Here is a 16,194-nt window from a genome sequence, read left to right as displayed (position 1 = left end):
TTTCATTCAAAAAGCCGGACATAAGAAAAACAGATACATGCTATGCATCAGGGGGGCTGAACAGCATTTAATGCTGTATAAGACCCTGTCACCAGCATGGTGCAGAGATCCGACGGCTGCACTACAGTGAGTCAGTTCACATTTATCGGCCGATCACCAGGGGGCAAAGGGAGACATTTTAAAGCCATAAAACTATTAAATTCAGAAAGTTAAGCAGACAAACAGCACAATAACCCCGCCAGAGCCCCCTATTTGACCTGATTACGCTTTCCCGATAAGTTGGAAATCCGCTGAATGCTTTCCTGACGGGGCTGTTTCTCGGCATATCTATGCAACAAGAAGACTCCCGCGTGGTTTAAGTCATCTCCCTGAAGAGACCGGAAATCAAAGAGCAGCTCAATTAAGGACGTTTGACCGATGTCTGGAGAGAAATGCTCAGGGCTATGACGCGCGCTTAACAGCGCATGGCGATGAAAACAGAGCTGCGCCCCGTTGCGCTCAGAATTTGAAACAGTGCAGGTAATGTCAAAGCAGTTTAAGGAGACCCTCAATGTCCACTAAAAAACCTCATTCCTATGGCTTGTACGACCCGACAGCAGGCAGTGACAGCTGTGGTGTAGGTTTCATTACGCGCAAGGACGGCGAGCAGACCCATGAGATCCTCCAGATGGCGCATAGCGCCCTCTGCACCGTGCCGCACCGTGGCGGTATGTCAGCGGAAGGCGTCGGCGATGGCGCCGGGGTCAACGTCGATCTCTCACTGCACTTTTTCCGCAAAATTACCGGCCAGCCACTGGAAGCGGGCCGTTTCGGCGTCGGTAACTTCTTTGTACCGAAAGATGCTGAACTGCGCGCGAACGCCGAACGCCTGGTGGATGAGACGCTCAGCAGCTTTGGTCTGCCGGTGATCATGAAGCGTGACATGCCGCTCGACAACAGCGTGACCCGCCCGGCCGCCATCCCGTTCCAGCTTCCGATTTTGCAGTGGATTTTCACTGCACCGCAGGACGTGGTCGATCAGAACGACTTCGAACAACGCATCTACCGCGCCCTGTTAACCATTGAAGCGCGGGCCTTTACCGAAAGCGAATTTGGCGGTCTCTATCCGCTGTCGCTCTCCTCGCGCACCCAGGTCTTTAAAGCGCGTCTGAATTCCAATGAAGTGATCCCTTACTTCAAAGATCTGACCGATCCCGATCATCAGGTGCGCGGGCTGTTTTTCCATACCCGTTTCTCCACCAATACCGATCCCCATACCACCATGGCGCAGCCGTTCCGCCTGATGGCGCATAACGGCGAGCTGAACACCGACCGTAAGAACCGCATCGCCGAGTCAGCGCTGGCGCTGGCGCGTGGCAAAAAAATCGTGCGGCCGAAAGGCCAGTCGGACAGCTCGCGGCTCGACCAGAGCATCCACAGCCGCCTGATGGAAGATAACCTCGACCTGATCACCGCCGTGGTCTCGATGATGCCGCCCGCCTGGGAAAACGACAGCGACCTGTCGCCGGAAGTGCGCGATATGCTGGAGTACTTCTCGCTGTATGAAGAGAAGAACGACGGCCCTGCGGCGTTGATTTTTGGTAATGGCGAAGTGATTGGCGCCCGTCTTGACCGCCTCGGCCTGCGTCCGCTGCGTTCTGTCGAAACCGCGGAGTATATCGGGGCGATGTCGGAAGCGGGTCAGATCGCCTTTCCGCCAGAAAGCGTGCTGCGTCGCGGCCGTATCGAAGCGGGCGGCATGCTCTATTTTGATCACCGCGAAAAGCGCAGCTATACCACGCTACAGGCGCTGGAAAAGCTGGCCGCTGAGAAGGACTATTCGGCGCTGCTGCGCGAAGCGCGGGTCGGCCTTGACGATCTGCCCGCGATCCCGGCAGAACAACAGGGTTCACCGCTGCGCTATCGTGGCGATCTGAAAACCTATCAGCGCTTTGTGGCCTACTACTACAACCAGGAAAGCTTCAAGTTCATGATGGACCCGATGCTGAACACCGGCGCAGAGAAGATCTCCGCAATGGGTTACGGCAACGCCATCAATGGTTTATCCGATCATGAAGGCGGCATGGCGCACTACTTCTCTCAGCGCTTTGCTCAGGTCACCAACCCGCCGCTGGACTCGATCCGCGAAGTGGATGGCATGACGCTGCGCGTGGCGCTCGGCGCGAAACCCCATCTCGGTCGCAGCAAAGGCCGCCAGATTGTGGTGCCGTCGCCGATCCTCAGCCACCTGGATATGTTGCGTCTGCGTGAGCAGACCGTCGCGCCTTACGCCCGCTTTGAGATGCTCTATGAGCCGGTGGTCGGCAAAGATCTGCTGAGCACCACCGCCAACGCCAACGCGCTGGAAAAAGCGATTGATGACCTGGCGCAGCAGGTGGTGGATTTCGCCCGCAGCCAGGGCGGTATCGCGGTCCTGACCGATCGCCACATCTCCTCGAAACAGGCGGCGATCCCGATGCTGCTGGTGGTCTCCGCCATCAACCAGCGTCTGGTGCAGGAAGGTTTGCGTCTTGACGTGTCGCTGGTGGTGGAGAGCGGCCAGAGTATCTCTTCGCACCACATTGCCGCCACCCTCGGCTTTGGCGCATCGGCGATCTACCCGCTGGGCGTACAGATGCGTGCCGAGGAGAAATTTGGCGAAGGCGAAGAGGGCAACAAAGCCTTTAAGCGCTACGCTAAAGCCGCTGAAAAAGCGCTGATGAAAACCATGGGCAAAGTGGGTCTCTGTACCGTGGAAAGCTACAGCTGCGGCGAGTTCTTTGAGCCTAACTTCCTCAACACTGACGATCCGGTGCTGAAAAAGTATTTCCCGAATATCAGAACGCCGGTGGGCGGCGCGGGCTTCGCCACTATCGCGCAGATGGCGGTTGACTGGCACCAGAGCGCCCTGAAAATCCAGGGGGAATCTGAGGTACCGTTGCTGGGTCTGTTCAAAGAGCGTGCGGAAGGCGCAGGCCACTCCTACGGCACCATCGCGGTGCGCACCTTCATCGACATGACTGAAGAGCCGATTCGCTTTGCTGATAAAGCACGCGAAGAGGACAACTTTATCCGCCTGATGACGCTGGCGAAACTGGATAACGCCTTTGGTATCAAGCCAGAGAGCTTTAAACAGAGCAGCTTTGAGCGTATCCCGGATGAGGTGATCAACAATTTCGCTATCACGGCCGATTATCGCCAGTTCTCCAGCCTGATGTATGAGGAGCGTAAACGTCGCCCGGCGGCGCTGCGCGACATCCTGGCCTTCCCGGCGGACCTGACCCATATCGACAGTGAGGCGGAGTTCCGTCGCAAGCTGGGCCGCTACTCGCTGACCAACAACGGTTTTGCGATTCGTGGTCTGGTGTGTGAAGCGGTGGATGGCAGCCTGAATCACTTTATGCTGCGCCTGACCGATGCCATCGCGGGCCTGAAGCCAGAAAGTGAGCGACTGCATAATCTGTCGAACGCCCTGAAATTCCGTTTCAGCGATGATATTGAGAGCAGCGAAGTGGTCGACGGCGGCCTGAAAGTCACCGCTTACGGCAAAGCGGCTGAGTACCTGTCGCGCATTTTCACTACCCTGCCCTCACTGCCGCTGAGCGAAGTCCAGCCAGCCTGTGAAATTACCCGTACCTTTGCCTCCGGTGCGATGAGCCACGGCGCGCTGGTGGCACCGGCGCATGAAGCGGTCGCACACGGCACCAATATGGTCGGCGGCATGAGTAACTGCGGTGAAGGCGGGGAACACTACTCCCGTCACGGCACCATCCGCGCTTCTCGCATCAAACAGCTGGCTTCAGGTCGCTTCGGCGTCTGGGCGGCCTACCTCGCCGATCCGATGCTGGAAGAGCTGGAGATTAAAATTGGTCAGGGCGCTAAACCGGGTGAAGGCGGCCAGTTACCGGCAGCCAAAGTCACGGTGGAGATCGCCGCGGCCCGTGGTGGTACACCGGGCGTCGAGCTGGTTTCACCACCGCCGCATCACGACACCTATTCGATTGAAGATCTGGCGCAGCTGATCCACGACTGTAAAGCGGCGCGGGTGCGCGTTATCGTCAAACTGGTCTCCTCAGAAGGGATCGGCACCATCGCCGTGGGCGTGGCGAAAGCGGGTGCCGACGTGATTAACGTCGCGGGCAACACCGGCGGCACCGGCGCGGCCTCGGTCACCAGCCTGAAATATACCGGCCGTGTGGCCGAAATCGGCATCGCGGAAGTCCACCAGGCGCTGTGTGCCAACGGCCTGCGCGACAAAGTGCTGCTGCGCTGCTCTGGTGCGCAGCAAACCGGCAGCGACGTGGTGAAATCGGCCCTGCTGGGCGGTGACAGCTTTGAGTTCGGCACCACCGCGCTGATGATGCTGAAATGCGTGATGGCAAAAAACTGCAACGTGAAATGCCCGGCCGGCTTAACCACCAACGCCGAAGCCTTTGATGGCGATCCGCGTCAGCTGGCGCAGTACTTCCTCAACGTGGCGCATGAAGTGCGTGAGATTCTGGCGCGCATGGGCCTGCGTTCGCTGCGTGAAGCGCGCGGACGCTCCGACCTGCTGCACCTGATGGATCATCCACTGGAAGTCGGCAAGCTCGACCTGCGCGCCATGCTGACCGTGGTGCCTGAGCTGAAAATCAGCCAGCCGGTTTATCTGGAAAAAGATTTTGAACTGGATGATGGCTGGGTGGAGCAGCTTAAGCAGGCCCTGGTAGCGCAGTGTCAGCCTGAGGTCAGACTGGGCGATAACGTGGTGCTGAATAACCGCAACAAGAGCGTTGGCGGCCAGCTGGCTATCGATATTGAGCGCATGCTGAACCATCAGCTGAGCCCGGAGCAGTTACAGGCGATGCCTGCGGTGATGACCGACGACCGTGGTCGTCGTTATCTGGCCCCGGAGAGCGTAAAAATCGCCACTACCGGATCTGCCGGTCAGTCATTTGGTGCCTTCTGCAACGACGGCATGCAGCTGACCCACTACGGCACCTGTAACGACGGCGTCGGCAAAGGACAGTGTGGCGGTGAACTGGTGGTGATGTCGCCGGGTGGCGGTGCGCAGGATGGCGATGGCAACGTGCTGATTGGCAACTTTGCGCTGTTTGGCGCCACCGGTGGCCGTCTGTTCGTGCAGGGCCAGGCAGGTGACCGTTTCGCGGTGCGTAACTCCGGCGCGACCGCTGTGGTTGAGGGCGTGGGCGATTTCTGCTGCGAATATATGACCAACGGCGCCATTCTCAACCTGGGCACCTTTGGTAAAGGATTTGGTAACGGCATGAGCGGCGGCTTTGCCTACCAGTATGATCCCTATGGTTCACTGGCCAGACATGCCGCGGGCGATTCCGTGCTGTTCGGCTCGATTGCCGATCAGGATGAGATGGCCCAGGTACATAAGCAGGCGGTGCTGACCATGCTGAACTGGCATCTGGAGGCGACCAAATCGCCGCGCGCCGCCTGGCTGCTGGAGAACTGGGAAACCGAGTGTCACCACTTCGTCTACGTCATGCCGCGCTCACTGCTGCTCTATCAGGATAGCGGCGAGATCCTGAAAGCCAAAAGCCGCAAAGAGCTGCTCGAAGAGCTGTCGACGGCGCTGGCGGCCCATCAGGTGGCGAAGTTTAAAGCCGCGTGGCGTCAGGGGAAAACCATCGCCAACGGTGCGGTACCGGCCTATGGTGCGACCGACACGCTGGAGATGTTTGTACTGCTCAACAACTACACCGTGCTGAGCTTTGCCCAACAGCTGGCGCTGAACAAAATGCCGAAAGGTACGCCGGTTGAAGATGCGGCGGTAGAGAAAGCGGTACGCAATCTGCTGATGACTGAAGATTTCTCGCTGGTCAGCAAGCTGCAACGCCATGCCCGTTCAGCCATTGAAAGCTACAGCGATGATGAGCTGGCCAGCCTGATCGGCACCAAACGGATGTCTGATTACAAAGCGGCGCTGAAGCAACGTAACATCCGCTCCATGGACAGTCTGGCAACCTATGGCTGGATCATGTATCAGGATGCCTGCAACCGCGAAGTGCTGGGTCATCTGCCTGATTTCGAAGAGCTGTTTGCGCGTGCCGCCTTGCCGGAAATCGCGGCGGCAGTGGGTAAACTCTCCTGACCGGGAAAGTCGTCAGGCTGAACTGAATATTATTAATTGATCATCACCCGGATTATAGGCTGTTCCGGGCAGACGCAGAGCCGCTAACCCCGGTCGCCAATAGCGCGATCGGGGCCAGCGGAACCGCTTCCTCGCCTGACAACGCCACTTATGACGGGTAAGAACGGGATTGAGCAAAAGTACCCATGAAAATTCCTTATATTCCAGAAGATGCACCTTTTAATGGCGACCAGAAATACTGGCTGGCTGGCTTTCTCGCGGGTCTTCACTCCCGTCTGCTGGTACTGGAAGATAAGCAGCAACCCGCGGCGGGCACCGGTGCCGCCGCGACCACGCAGCTGCATATTCTTTACGGCTCCCAGACCGGCAATGCCGAAGCGCTGGCCCAGACCGCTGCCAAATCTGCCCGCGCGAAAGGGCTGGTGCCGGTGGTACAGGCGCTGGGCGATGTCGATCTCGACGTGTTCGCCACCATGCGCCACGTGCTGATCGTCACCTCAACCTATGGCGAAGGTGAAATGCCGGACAACGCCCAGCTGTTCTGGGATGCCATCTCCGCCAGCACCGCGCCGCGTCTGGAGCAGATGCACTTCGCCGTGCTGGCGATTGGCGACACCGGCTACGACGGTTTCTGTCAGGCGGGCAAGTTCATTGATATGCGCCTTGAGCAGCTCGGTGCAAAACGGGTGGTTGATCGTATTGATTGCGATATTGACTACGAAGAGCCCTCCAGCGAATGGCTGAACAGCTCGATGCCGCAGTTTGCCGCCAGCGCTGGCAGCAGTGGCACCGTGCTGGAGAGCGCACCGGAAGCGCCGGTGATCCCCGGCAGCAATAAATCCAACCCCTACGCTGCGGCACTTATCACCAACAAGCGTCTGTCAGGTGAGCAGTCCGCCAAAGATATTCGTCATTTCGAGTTTGATCTCACTGACAGCGGCCTGAAGTATGAAGCGGGCGATGCGCTGGGCGTGATTCCGGTCAATGAGCCTTCACTGGTCAGCCTGCTGCTGACCCAGCTGAACGCCGACTACCAGACGCCGGTGCCTGGCTTTGACCGCAGCCTCGGCGACCTGCTGACCTATCAGTTTGAAATTTCCGAACCGTCACGCAAGCTGATCGAATGGGTCGGGCAGAACACCACCAACCAGGAGCTGCGCCACGTGTTGCAGCATGATGACCGCGACGCGCTGGGCGTATGGCTGTGGGGCAAAGACACGCTCGACCTGTTGCAGCTTGAGCTGACGCGCACGCTCTCCGTGCCTGAGTTTGTCGCCCTGCTGCGTCCGTTGCAGCATCGTGCCTACTCCATCTCCTCCAGCTCGAAGGCCCATCCTAATCAGGTTCACCTGACCGTGGCCTCGGTGCGCTACCACAGCGGTGGCCGTCATCGCGGCGGCGTCTGTTCAACCTATCTGGCTGAGCGGGTGCGTCGTGGTGAGAAGCCGGCTATTTTCATCTCGCCCAACAAAGCGTTTCGCGTGCCGGCCAACAACAGCGCTCCGCTGATCATGGTGGGACCGGGAACCGGTATCGCTCCGTTCCGCGCCTTTCTGCAGGAGCGTCAGGCAACCGGTGCCCAGGGCAAAAACTGGCTGTTCTTCGGCGATCAGCATCAGGAACATGATTTTATCTATCAGGATGAGTTACTCGCCTGGCGGGATAGCGGTCTGCTGACGCGGCTTGATCTGGCGTTCTCGCGCGATCAGGAGAAGAAAATCTATGTCCAGAGCCGGATGCTGGAACAGGGCGCAGAGCTTTATGCGTGGCTTCAGGAAGGCGCTTACTTCTATGTCTGTGGCGATGCCTCGCGCATGGCGAAAGATGTGGATAATGCGCTGTATGAAGTGGTGCGCCAGTTTGGCGGCCTCTCCACCGAGCGTGCCGCTGACTACGTCGATCAGCTGAAGAAAGAGAAGCGCTATCTGCGCGACGTCTACTGATGACGGGCGCATGCTGCTGACAACCATCCGGCTTGCCCAGGCAGCCGGATTTTTTTTGCGGCAGAGAGGCAAAAAAATACCCGTCTTAAAGACGGGTATTTGCGGTTATTTCACCACGCGCAGTGAAGGGCGTCCACCACGCGGCGGTGGATCGTCATCAGGCGGCGTCTCGTCATCGCTGGCATCGTCAGGACGATCGCCATCAATCACGGACATCATGGTCTCTTCCTGACCTTCCGACGCCTCCTGCGTGCCCAGCTCGTAAGCGGGTTCAGGTTCAAACATCGTTCCGGCACCGTTTTCACGCGCATAGATCGCCAGAATCGCCGCCATCGGCACGTTAACCTGGCGAGGAACGCCGCCAAAGCGGGCGTTAAACGACACCTGATCATTAGCCAGATCGAGATTACCGACGGCGCGTGGCGCAATGTTCAGGACAATCTGACCATCACGTGCATACTCCAGCGGCACCTGCACACCTGGCAGATTAATGTCGACCACCAGATGCGGCGTCAGCTGGTTGTCGAGCAACCAGTCATAAAAGGCGCGCAGCAGATAGGGACGACGTGCGGTAAGTTGCGACATTTCCATACGTTAAGCCCGGGCTTGCAGGCGCATTTCACGTTCAGCTTCAGTCAATGAAGCAAGGAAAGAGTCACGCTCAAATACGCGGTTCATGTAGCCTTTCAGCTCTTTTGAGCCAGAGCCGATCAGGTCGATGCCCATCGAAGGCAGACGCCATAACAGCGGAGCCAGGTAGCAATCGACCAGGCTGAACTCTTCGCTCATAAAGTAAGGCGTACGACCAAACAGCGGGGCGATAGCCAGCAGCTCTTCACGCAGTTGCTTGCGTGCGGCTTCCGCTTCCTGACCACTGCTGTTTTCAACTTTCCGCATCAGGCTGTACCAGTCCTGTTCGATGCGATGCATCATCAGGCGGCTATCTCCACGGGCAACCGGATAGACCGGCATCAGTGGCGGATGCGGGAAACGCTCATCTAAATATTCCATGATGATGCGCGATTCATACAGCGTCAGCTCACGATCTACCAGCGTGGGTACCGTGCGATAGGGATTGAGGTCAATCAGATCCTGAGGCAGGCTATCCATTTCGACCTGCTCGATCTCTACGCTGACACCCTTCTCCGCCAGGACGATACGTACCTGATGGCTGAAAATGTCAGTAGGACCAGAAAACAGCGTCATTACCGAACGTTTGTTGGCAGCGACAGCCATGAAAACCTCCAAGTTTGTTCACAAAAGAATACTGCGAATAGCCAACCACACGGCGACTCACTTGCTCATCGAACTCGCACGCAATCCTCGTTAGCTGCGCCGTATCCTGACGCTCCGACAGCGGGAAGACGCATAACGCACCGGTCTGCGGGCGCAAAGTGACACAGAGTTTACCAGATTTTAGGCTGCTTGTGGGCGTGGAATGAATCTTTGCGGGTAAATTGAGCGCAGCGTTACGGTTTTTACAGAGCGCTGACGGGAAGGCAGAAAATAAAAAACCCGCCGAAGCGGGTTTTTTGTGCCAATTGTCGCAGCCGGAGCCGCAAGCAATTAACGCTTGGAGAACTGAGGACGACGACGTGCTTTACGCAGGCCGACTTTCTTACGTTCAACCTGACGCGCATCACGGGTAACAAAGCCAGCTTTACGCAGCTCTGAACGCAGTGATTCGTCATATTCCATCAGAGCGCGGGTGATACCGTGACGGATCGCACCAGCCTGACCAGAAATACCACCACCTTTAACGGTGACGTACAGATCGAATTTACCAACCAGGTCCAGCAGCTCAAGCGGCTGACGAACTACCATGCGGGCAGTTTCGCGACCGAAGTACTGTTCCAGAGAACGTTGGTTGATAACGATGTTACCGCTACCCGGCTTAATAAATACGCGAGCGGTAGAGCTTTTGCGGCGACCAGTGCCGTAGTTTTGAGTTTCAGCCATTGCCTTTAATCCCGATTAAATGTCAAGAACTTGCGGTTGCTGTGCCGCATGGGTGTGCTCGTTGCCTGCGTAAACTTTCAGTTTACGATACATCGCACGACCCAGCGGGCCCTTCGGCAGCATGCCTTTAACCGCGATCTCAATCACACGCTCAGGACGGCGAGCAATCATCTCTTCAAAGGTCGCCTGTTTGATACCACCGATGTGGCCAGTGTGGTGATAGTAGATCTTGTCAGTACGCTTGTTGCCGGTTACAGCAACTTTTTCTGCGTTCAGAACGATGATGTAATCACCAGTATCAACGTGCGGAGTGTATTCCGCTTTATGCTTACCACGCAGACGGCGCGCCAGTTCAGTCGCCAGGCGACCCAAAGTTTTGCCCGTTGCGTCAACTACAAACCAGTCACGTTGGACGGTTTCTGGTTTAGCTGTAAAAGTTTTCATCGAAAAGCTTACCCAAATTAAGTTACACGTTGGTGAAATCCCAAACGCTTAAGTAAACGAATGAGGCTCACACGACCATTTTGACCAGCAAGCCACCCCTTCGGATAGAGTTACTGGAACACAGAGGATTTGGGAAAAAAATCCTTTGCTGTAACGTGGGGTCGCAAGATTATAGAGAAGTCGATTGCAAAAATCGAACCCTATTTCGCTATTTATCCTGTTTATTCTCACGGCAGGTGCGGTAAACCCAGATACTCTTCGCTCTGCATCTCCTGAAGCCGCGACAAACAGCGCTGATATTCAAATTTCAGCCGCGTGCCCTGATAAATCTCGGTCAGCGAGGTTTCCGCCGCGACCACCAGCTTGACATGACGCTCATAAAACTCGTCGACCAGCGCCAGGAAACGCCGCGCCTGATCTTCGGTTTTGTAGATCATCACCGGCACGTCATACAGCAGCACGCTGTGAAAGCGGCGCGACAGCTCAATGTAGTCATGCTGACTGCGCCCTTCGCCGCACAGGGTGGTGAAGGTGATCGCCAGCACCCCGTCACTGACGCCCAGCGTCGGCATCTGGCGATGGTTAATCTCCAGCACCGGCGCGGCTTCCGGCTCGCTGCCCGACAGCGCCTTAAACATCCGGTCCATCTCTGTGTGGGTCTCCGCATTCAGCGGGTAGTTCCAGAGGTGAGCTGAGGTGAGCGTGCGCAGCCGGTAGTCGATACCGGCATCGACGTTCATCACATCACAGTGCGTTTTGATCTGCTCAATCGCTGGCAGGAATCGCGCACGTTGCAGACCGTTACGATAGAGATCGTCCGGTGGGATATTCGAAGTCGCCACCAGCGCGATGCCGCGTTCAAACAGTGCTTCCATCAGCGTGCCGAGCAGCATCGCGTCGGTAATGTCGGAGACAAAAAACTCATCAAAGCAGAGGATGTCGGTTTCGGCTTTGAATTTGTCCGCAATAATCAGTAACGGATCGCTCTGTCCCTGGAGCTGCGTAAGCTCCTCATGCACCCGCAGCATAAAGCGATGGAAGTGCAGCCGCAGTTTGCGATCGCCAGGAATAGACTGAAAAAACAGATCCATGACCCAGGTTTTACCGCGACCCACGCCGCCCCACATATAGAGTCCGCGCACCGGGGATGGCGTCTCATTTTTCTCTTTGCCGATCAGTTTCGACAGGCGGCCCAGCAAGCCCGATGCGGCAGGCGCGGCCGTTTGTTGTCGGGCAACCAGCGCCTGTTGCAGCGCGTCTAAGCGGGTGATGGCTTCACGTTGTATGTCATCGGGTTTGAATTCACCCTGCGACAGCGCCTGCTCATAGCGGGCAAGCGGAGATGAGGTTTGCATTGTTATTTCAAAGTCCCTGAATGGTGTCTGTTGCGTACCACGGTAGCTGAAAAAAAGGCCGCTCTACACTAAGCCATGCTGCTGCGGAGTTCCACAACCATAAGATTAACGGGTATAGTGGCTACTATTGAATATGGTGCAATACCGTACGGAAGAATGGAAACAACACGGGAGTCATTATGACCTGGGAATACGGGCTAATTGGTTTAGTGGTAGGTATTATTGTCGGCGCAGTCGCCATGCGTTTTGGCAACCGGAAACTGCGTGAGCAGCGCAGCATGCAGTATGAACTGGAAAAATCGAAAGCGGAGCTGGCTGACTATCGCGAAGAGCTGACCAACCACTTCGCGCAGAGCGCCGAGTTACTGGACAACATGGCGCGTGACTATCGTCAGCTCTATCAGCATATGGCAAAAGGCTCTAACGACCTGCTGCCGAATCTGCCGGGCGAGAAAAATCCGTTTGCCTATCAGCTGACTGAAGCGGAAGCGGACAACGATCAGGCACCGGTACAGATGCCGCGTGACTACTCTGAAGGTGCATCCGGTTTACTGCGTGGCGAGCGCCCTGCCCGCGACTAATCTTTTTGGGGCGTAGTCCATCTGCGCCCCGCGTTTTTGCGAACCCTGGCCTCAAACGGCTGTCACACTGAGTTATTCCTCCCACTTTTTGTAGCGAGAGCGTTGTAACAATGAAAAAACAAGCACGCCTGTTTAGCGCATTAGCCCTGAGTATTGGGATGAGCCTTGCCGCCGCGCCAGACGCGATGGCGACGCTGCCAGCACAAATTGCGGGCCAGCCGCTGCCGAGTCTGGCACCGATGCTGGAGAAGGTGCTGCCCGCGGTGGTCAGCGTTCATGTGGAAGGCACCGACTCGGGCGCGCAGGCGCAGGATATTCCTGAGCCGCTGAAACGCTTCTTTGGTCAGATGCCTGGCGGGAACAGTCAGCCTCAGCCGTTTGAAGGATTGGGTTCCGGCGTCATTATTGATGCCGCCAAAGGTTACGTGCTGACCAATAACCATGTGGTCAACGGCGCAGATAAAATCAGCGTACAGCTTGGCGACGGCAGTGAATATGACGCCAAACTGATCGGCCATGATGAGCAGACCGATATTGCGCTGATCCAGATCCAGGGCGCGAAAAACCTGACTCAGGTGAAAGTGGCCGATTCCGACCAGCTGAAAGTGGGTGATTTCGCGGTAGCGATCGGCAACCCGTTTGGCCTGGGACAGACCGCCACCTCCGGGATAATCTCGGCGCTGGGCCGCAGCGGCCTCAATCTGGAAGGGCTGGAAAACTTTATCCAGACCGATGCCGCGATTAACCGCGGTAACTCCGGCGGTGCGCTGGTCAATCTGAACGGCGAGCTGATCGGTATCAACACCGCGATTCTGGCCTCCAGCGGCGGCAATATCGGTATCGGCTTTGCCATTCCCAGCGATATGGCGATCAACCTCGCTCAGCAGCTGATTAAATATGGTGAAGTGAAGCGCGGTCAGCTCGGCATCAAAGGCACGGAAATGACCGCCGACATGGCGAAAGCGTTCAACGTGGATGCGCAGCGCGGGGCCTTTGTCTCTGAAGTACTGCCACAGTCGGCGGCACAAAAAGCGGGCGTGAAGTCAGGCGATATTATCACCTCGATCAACGATAAGCCGATTACCAGCTTTGCGGAGCTGCGCGTCAAAGTAGGCACCACCGCGCCAGGTGAACAGGTCAAACTCGGCCTGCTGCGCGACGGCAAGCCGTTAACGGTGACCGTGACGCTGGAGCAGAGCGCCCAGACCACCGCCAGCGCCCAGCTGATGTCACCGGCGTTACAGGGCGCGACCCTGAGCGACGGCCAGACCAAAACCGGCGATAAAGGCGTCAAAGTCGACTCCATCGAAAAAGGCACACCGGCTGAACAGGTTGGCCTGCAAAAAGAGGATGTGATCGTGGGCGTTAACCGCAACCGGGTTCAGAGCATCGCTGAGATGCGCAAAATTCTGGAAGGTAAACCGCCGGTTCTGGCACTGAATGTGGTGCGCGGCGATGAAAGTATCTATCTGCTGCTGAGATAAACCTCGCGTTACGGCGGACACAAGCGCGTGTGTGTCCGCCGCTCTCATGTTATTCTGCCCAGCGATCTCCCCTGGCGTGATTTAACACCATGTTTCCTAAACTTTTGCGTGCCGTAGTGCTGGGCCTGATTGTGGCGGCTATTTTGCTCGCTGCACTGCCTGCGCTGCGTATGGGCAGCAACGCCCTCTACAACCACGAAAATATCAACGACGAAACGCCCTTCAGCTTCAATCAGGGGGTGCGCCGCGCCGTGCCTGCCGTGGTGAATGTTTATAACCGCAGTGCCCACGGCAACAACAATCGTGGCATCACCACCCTGGGTTCCGGGGTGATCATGAATGCCAAAGGCTACATCCTCACCAATAAGCACGTGATCAATAATGCCGACCAGATTATCGTGGCGTTGCAGGATGGCCGCTTCTTTGAAGCGACGCTGGTGGGTTCCGATGGCATGACCGATCTGGCGGTACTGAAAATTACCGCCTCCAGCCTGCCGGTTATCCCGATTAATCCCGACCGTCAGGCGCATATCGGTGATGTGGTGATGGCGATCGGTAACCCTTACAACCTGGGGCAGACGGTGACTCAGGGCATCATCAGCGCCACCGGACGGGTGGGACTGAGTTCATCGGGACGCCAGAATTTCCTGCAAACCGACGCTTCCATCAACCAGGGTAACTCAGGCGGCGCGCTGATTAACTCGCTTGGCGAGCTGATGGGCATTAACACCCTGACCTTTGATAAAAGTAACGATGGCGAAACGCCCGAAGGGATTGGCTTCGCGATCCCTACCGCCTTAGCTTCAAAAATCATGGATAAACTGATTCGTGATGGCCGGGTGATCCGCGGCTACATCGGCATTACCGGCCGCGAGATACCGCCACTGCACGGCCAGGGCAGCAGTCTGGATCGGGTTCAGGGCATTATTGTCAGCGAGGTGACACCCGATGGACCGGCAGATAAAGCGGGGATTCAGGCCAACGATGTGCTGCTGAGCGTTAACGGTAAGCCGGCGATCTCCGCGCAGGAGACCATGGACCAGGTGGCAGAGATTCGTCCGGGTTCGGTGATTGATGTGCAGGTACTGCGTAACGATCAGAAGCTGACGCTGCCGGTGACGATTCAGGAGTTTCCCGATAATAGCAACTGATAGCCGTGTCTGAGGCTAACAGCCATGACATAGCCTGACGGGCAGGGCTGGCCCGGCTGAAGAGCAAAGCGTCCGAGCCAGGGATGGCGAGGCCGACCTACAGGGATGTAGGTTTCCTTTGCGATCGGCTGGGCCAGCCCTGCCTTTTCTCCCGAATCTCTAGCAACGATCCACCGGAAACGCGATCACCTCACTCAGTGACTCCGCCTTCAGCGCCAGCATAATCAGACGATCAATGCCCAGTGCCACCCCGGAGCAGGCGGGCATACCGTGAGCCAGCGCGTCCAGCAGATAGCTATCAATAGGATGCACCGGCAGGCCACGTGCCGCACGACGACGGTTATCCTGCTCAAAGCGCTGACGCTGCTCACGGCTGTCGGTCAGTTCGCGGAAACCGTTCGCCAGCTCAATGCCTTTGTAGTAAACCTCAAAGCGTTCGGCCACCCGGTGATCTTCGGTACTGATCTCCGCCAGTGCGGCCTGGCTGGCCGGGAAGTGATAGACGAAGCAGGGCTTATCCTGGCCAATCTTCGGCTCCACGCCCAGCATAAACAGCAGCATCAGCAGGGTATCGCGATCCTCTTCAGCCCGCGCCAGTTCGCCCTCGCCCAGCTTCTCTGCCGCTTCACGCAGCTGCGCTTTATCCGCTGACAGCGGGTCGATCTCCAGATGCCGGATAAACGCCTGCTGATAAGAGAGCGACTCGGCGCTGTCACATTCCAGTACCTGCTGCATCAGATCATCTACTTCGTTCATCAGGCGATACATGTCATAGTGCGGCCGGTACCACTCCAGCATGGTAAATTCCGGGTTATGGTGGCGTCCCGCCTCTTCATTACGGAAACTGCGCGCCATCTGGTAGATCGGACCACTGCCCGCCGCCAGCAGGCGTTTCATATGATATTCCGGGCTGGTCATCAGCCAGAGATCGCGCCCCTGCGCAGCACCAGGCCCGACAAAGCGAGTCTGGAAGGGCACCAGATGGATGTCGGTAATCGTCGCCTGGCTCATCGCCGGCGTATCCACTTCCAGTACGCCGCGATCGGCAAAGAAACGACGCACTTCCGCTAAAATCGCCGCACGTTTTAACAAATTGGCGATAGATGCGCTTGGTTGCCAGCTTGCCGTTTCGCTCATGGTGATGACTCCTGATACAAATAAGGGGTGGAAGTCTACCTGCAATGCCTGCGGCAAA

General features: G+C 57.1%; 11 protein-coding genes. 5 read left to right on the top strand and 6 right to left on the bottom strand.

Translation table 11 applies throughout. From position 1 onward, the window contains the following. Positions 1–550: 550 nt before the first annotated feature. Together ACCW71_RS12295 and ACCW71_RS12290 are read left to right on the top strand one after the other, a co-directional pair. Positions 551–6,082 carry a glutamate synthase-related protein gene (locus ACCW71_RS12295; protein WP_436371715.1) on the top strand — a complete coding sequence of 1,844 codons (5,532 nt, stop codon included), beginning with the start codon at positions 551–553 and terminating at the stop codon, positions 6,080–6,082. 185 nt (positions 6,083–6,267) lie between these two features. Next, a complete protein-coding gene (locus ACCW71_RS12290; protein WP_436371713.1) occupies positions 6,268–8,025 on the top strand; it encodes a sulfite reductase subunit alpha in 1,758 nt (585 codons plus the stop codon). Between the two features lie 105 nt (positions 8,026–8,130). Here the strand turns inward: ACCW71_RS12290 and sspB are convergent, their stop codons facing one another. The 5 genes from sspB to zapE all read right to left on the bottom strand — a co-directional run bounded on the left by sspB (position 8,131) and on the right by zapE (position 11,783). Further along, the gene (gene sspB / locus ACCW71_RS12285; RefSeq protein ID WP_256844422.1) at positions 8,131–8,616 is read right to left on the bottom strand and encodes a ClpXP protease specificity-enhancing factor; all 486 of its coding nucleotides are present in this window, start codon (positions 8,614–8,616) and stop codon (positions 8,131–8,133) included. 3 nt (positions 8,617–8,619) lie between these two features. Further along, positions 8,620–9,261, bottom strand: coding sequence for a stringent starvation protein SspA (sspA, locus tag ACCW71_RS12280; RefSeq protein WP_436371711.1), 642 nt, complete (start codon positions 9,259–9,261; stop codon positions 8,620–8,622). Positions 9,262–9,591: 330 nt separating this feature from the next. Further along, entirely contained in the window at positions 9,592–9,984 is a 393-nt protein-coding gene (rpsI, locus tag ACCW71_RS12275; protein WP_269293065.1) for a 30S ribosomal protein S9, read from the bottom strand. A 15-nt stretch (positions 9,985–9,999) separates the two neighbouring features. Further along, a complete protein-coding gene (rplM, locus tag ACCW71_RS12270; RefSeq protein WP_008925400.1) occupies positions 10,000–10,428 on the bottom strand; it encodes a 50S ribosomal protein L13 in 429 nt (142 codons plus the stop codon). A gap of 227 nt (positions 10,429–10,655) precedes the next feature. After that, the gene (zapE, locus tag ACCW71_RS12265; RefSeq protein WP_436371708.1) at positions 10,656–11,783 is read right to left on the bottom strand and encodes a cell division protein ZapE; all 1,128 of its coding nucleotides are present in this window, start codon (positions 11,781–11,783) and stop codon (positions 10,656–10,658) included. 179 nt (positions 11,784–11,962) lie between these two features. Between zapE and zapG the strand changes: the two genes are divergently transcribed. From zapG to degS, 3 genes are all read left to right on the top strand, one after another. After that, complete coding sequence (gene zapG / locus ACCW71_RS12260; RefSeq protein ID WP_111142165.1) at positions 11,963–12,364, top strand: Z-ring associated protein ZapG; 402 nt, start codon at positions 11,963–11,965, stop codon at positions 12,362–12,364. Positions 12,365–12,474: 110 nt separating this feature from the next. After that, complete coding sequence (gene degQ, locus ACCW71_RS12255; protein WP_436371706.1) at positions 12,475–13,848, top strand: serine endoprotease DegQ; 1,374 nt, start codon at positions 12,475–12,477, stop codon at positions 13,846–13,848. An 89-nt stretch (positions 13,849–13,937) separates the two neighbouring features. Continuing rightward, positions 13,938–14,999: an outer membrane-stress sensor serine endopeptidase DegS gene (gene degS / locus ACCW71_RS12250; RefSeq protein ID WP_436371704.1), complete on the top strand. Its 1,062-nt coding sequence runs from the start codon at positions 13,938–13,940 to the stop codon at positions 14,997–14,999. A 159-nt stretch (positions 15,000–15,158) separates the two neighbouring features. On the opposite strand, the gene epmA is transcribed toward degS, so the two are convergent. Next, the gene (gene epmA / locus ACCW71_RS12245; protein WP_436371702.1) at positions 15,159–16,136 is read right to left on the bottom strand and encodes an elongation factor P--(R)-beta-lysine ligase; all 978 of its coding nucleotides are present in this window, start codon (positions 16,134–16,136) and stop codon (positions 15,159–15,161) included. Positions 16,137–16,194 lie beyond the last annotated feature (58 nt).

The organism is Pantoea sp. C2G6, from assembly GCF_051336815.1.
Lineage (GTDB): Bacteria > Pseudomonadota > Gammaproteobacteria > Enterobacterales > Enterobacteriaceae > Pantoea.
This window is presented reverse-complemented; position numbering and strand designations above follow the sequence as displayed.

Coding starts and splice junctions, on each gene's coding strand:
- ACCW71_RS12295 (WP_436371715.1), top strand. CDS start 551: ATGTCCACTAAAAAACCTCATTCCTATGGCTTGTACGACCCGACAGCA.
- ACCW71_RS12290 (WP_436371713.1), top strand. CDS start 6,268: ATGAAAATTCCTTATATTCCAGAAGATGCACCTTTTAATGGCGACCAG.
- sspB (WP_256844422.1), bottom strand. CDS start 8,616: ATGGAAATGTCGCAACTTACCGCACGTCGTCCCTATCTGCTGCGCGCC.
- sspA (WP_436371711.1), bottom strand. CDS start 9,261: ATGGCTGTCGCTGCCAACAAACGTTCGGTAATGACGCTGTTTTCTGGT.
- rpsI (WP_269293065.1), bottom strand. CDS start 9,984: ATGGCTGAAACTCAAAACTACGGCACTGGTCGCCGCAAAAGCTCTACC.
- rplM (WP_008925400.1), bottom strand. CDS start 10,428: ATGAAAACTTTTACAGCTAAACCAGAAACCGTCCAACGTGACTGGTTT.
- zapE (WP_436371708.1), bottom strand. CDS start 11,783: ATGCAAACCTCATCTCCGCTTGCCCGCTATGAGCAGGCGCTGTCGCAG.
- zapG (WP_111142165.1), top strand. CDS start 11,963: ATGACCTGGGAATACGGGCTAATTGGTTTAGTGGTAGGTATTATTGTC.
- degQ (WP_436371706.1), top strand. CDS start 12,475: ATGAAAAAACAAGCACGCCTGTTTAGCGCATTAGCCCTGAGTATTGGG.
- degS (WP_436371704.1), top strand. CDS start 13,938: ATGTTTCCTAAACTTTTGCGTGCCGTAGTGCTGGGCCTGATTGTGGCG.
- epmA (WP_436371702.1), bottom strand. CDS start 16,136: ATGAGCGAAACGGCAAGCTGGCAACCAAGCGCATCTATCGCCAATTTG.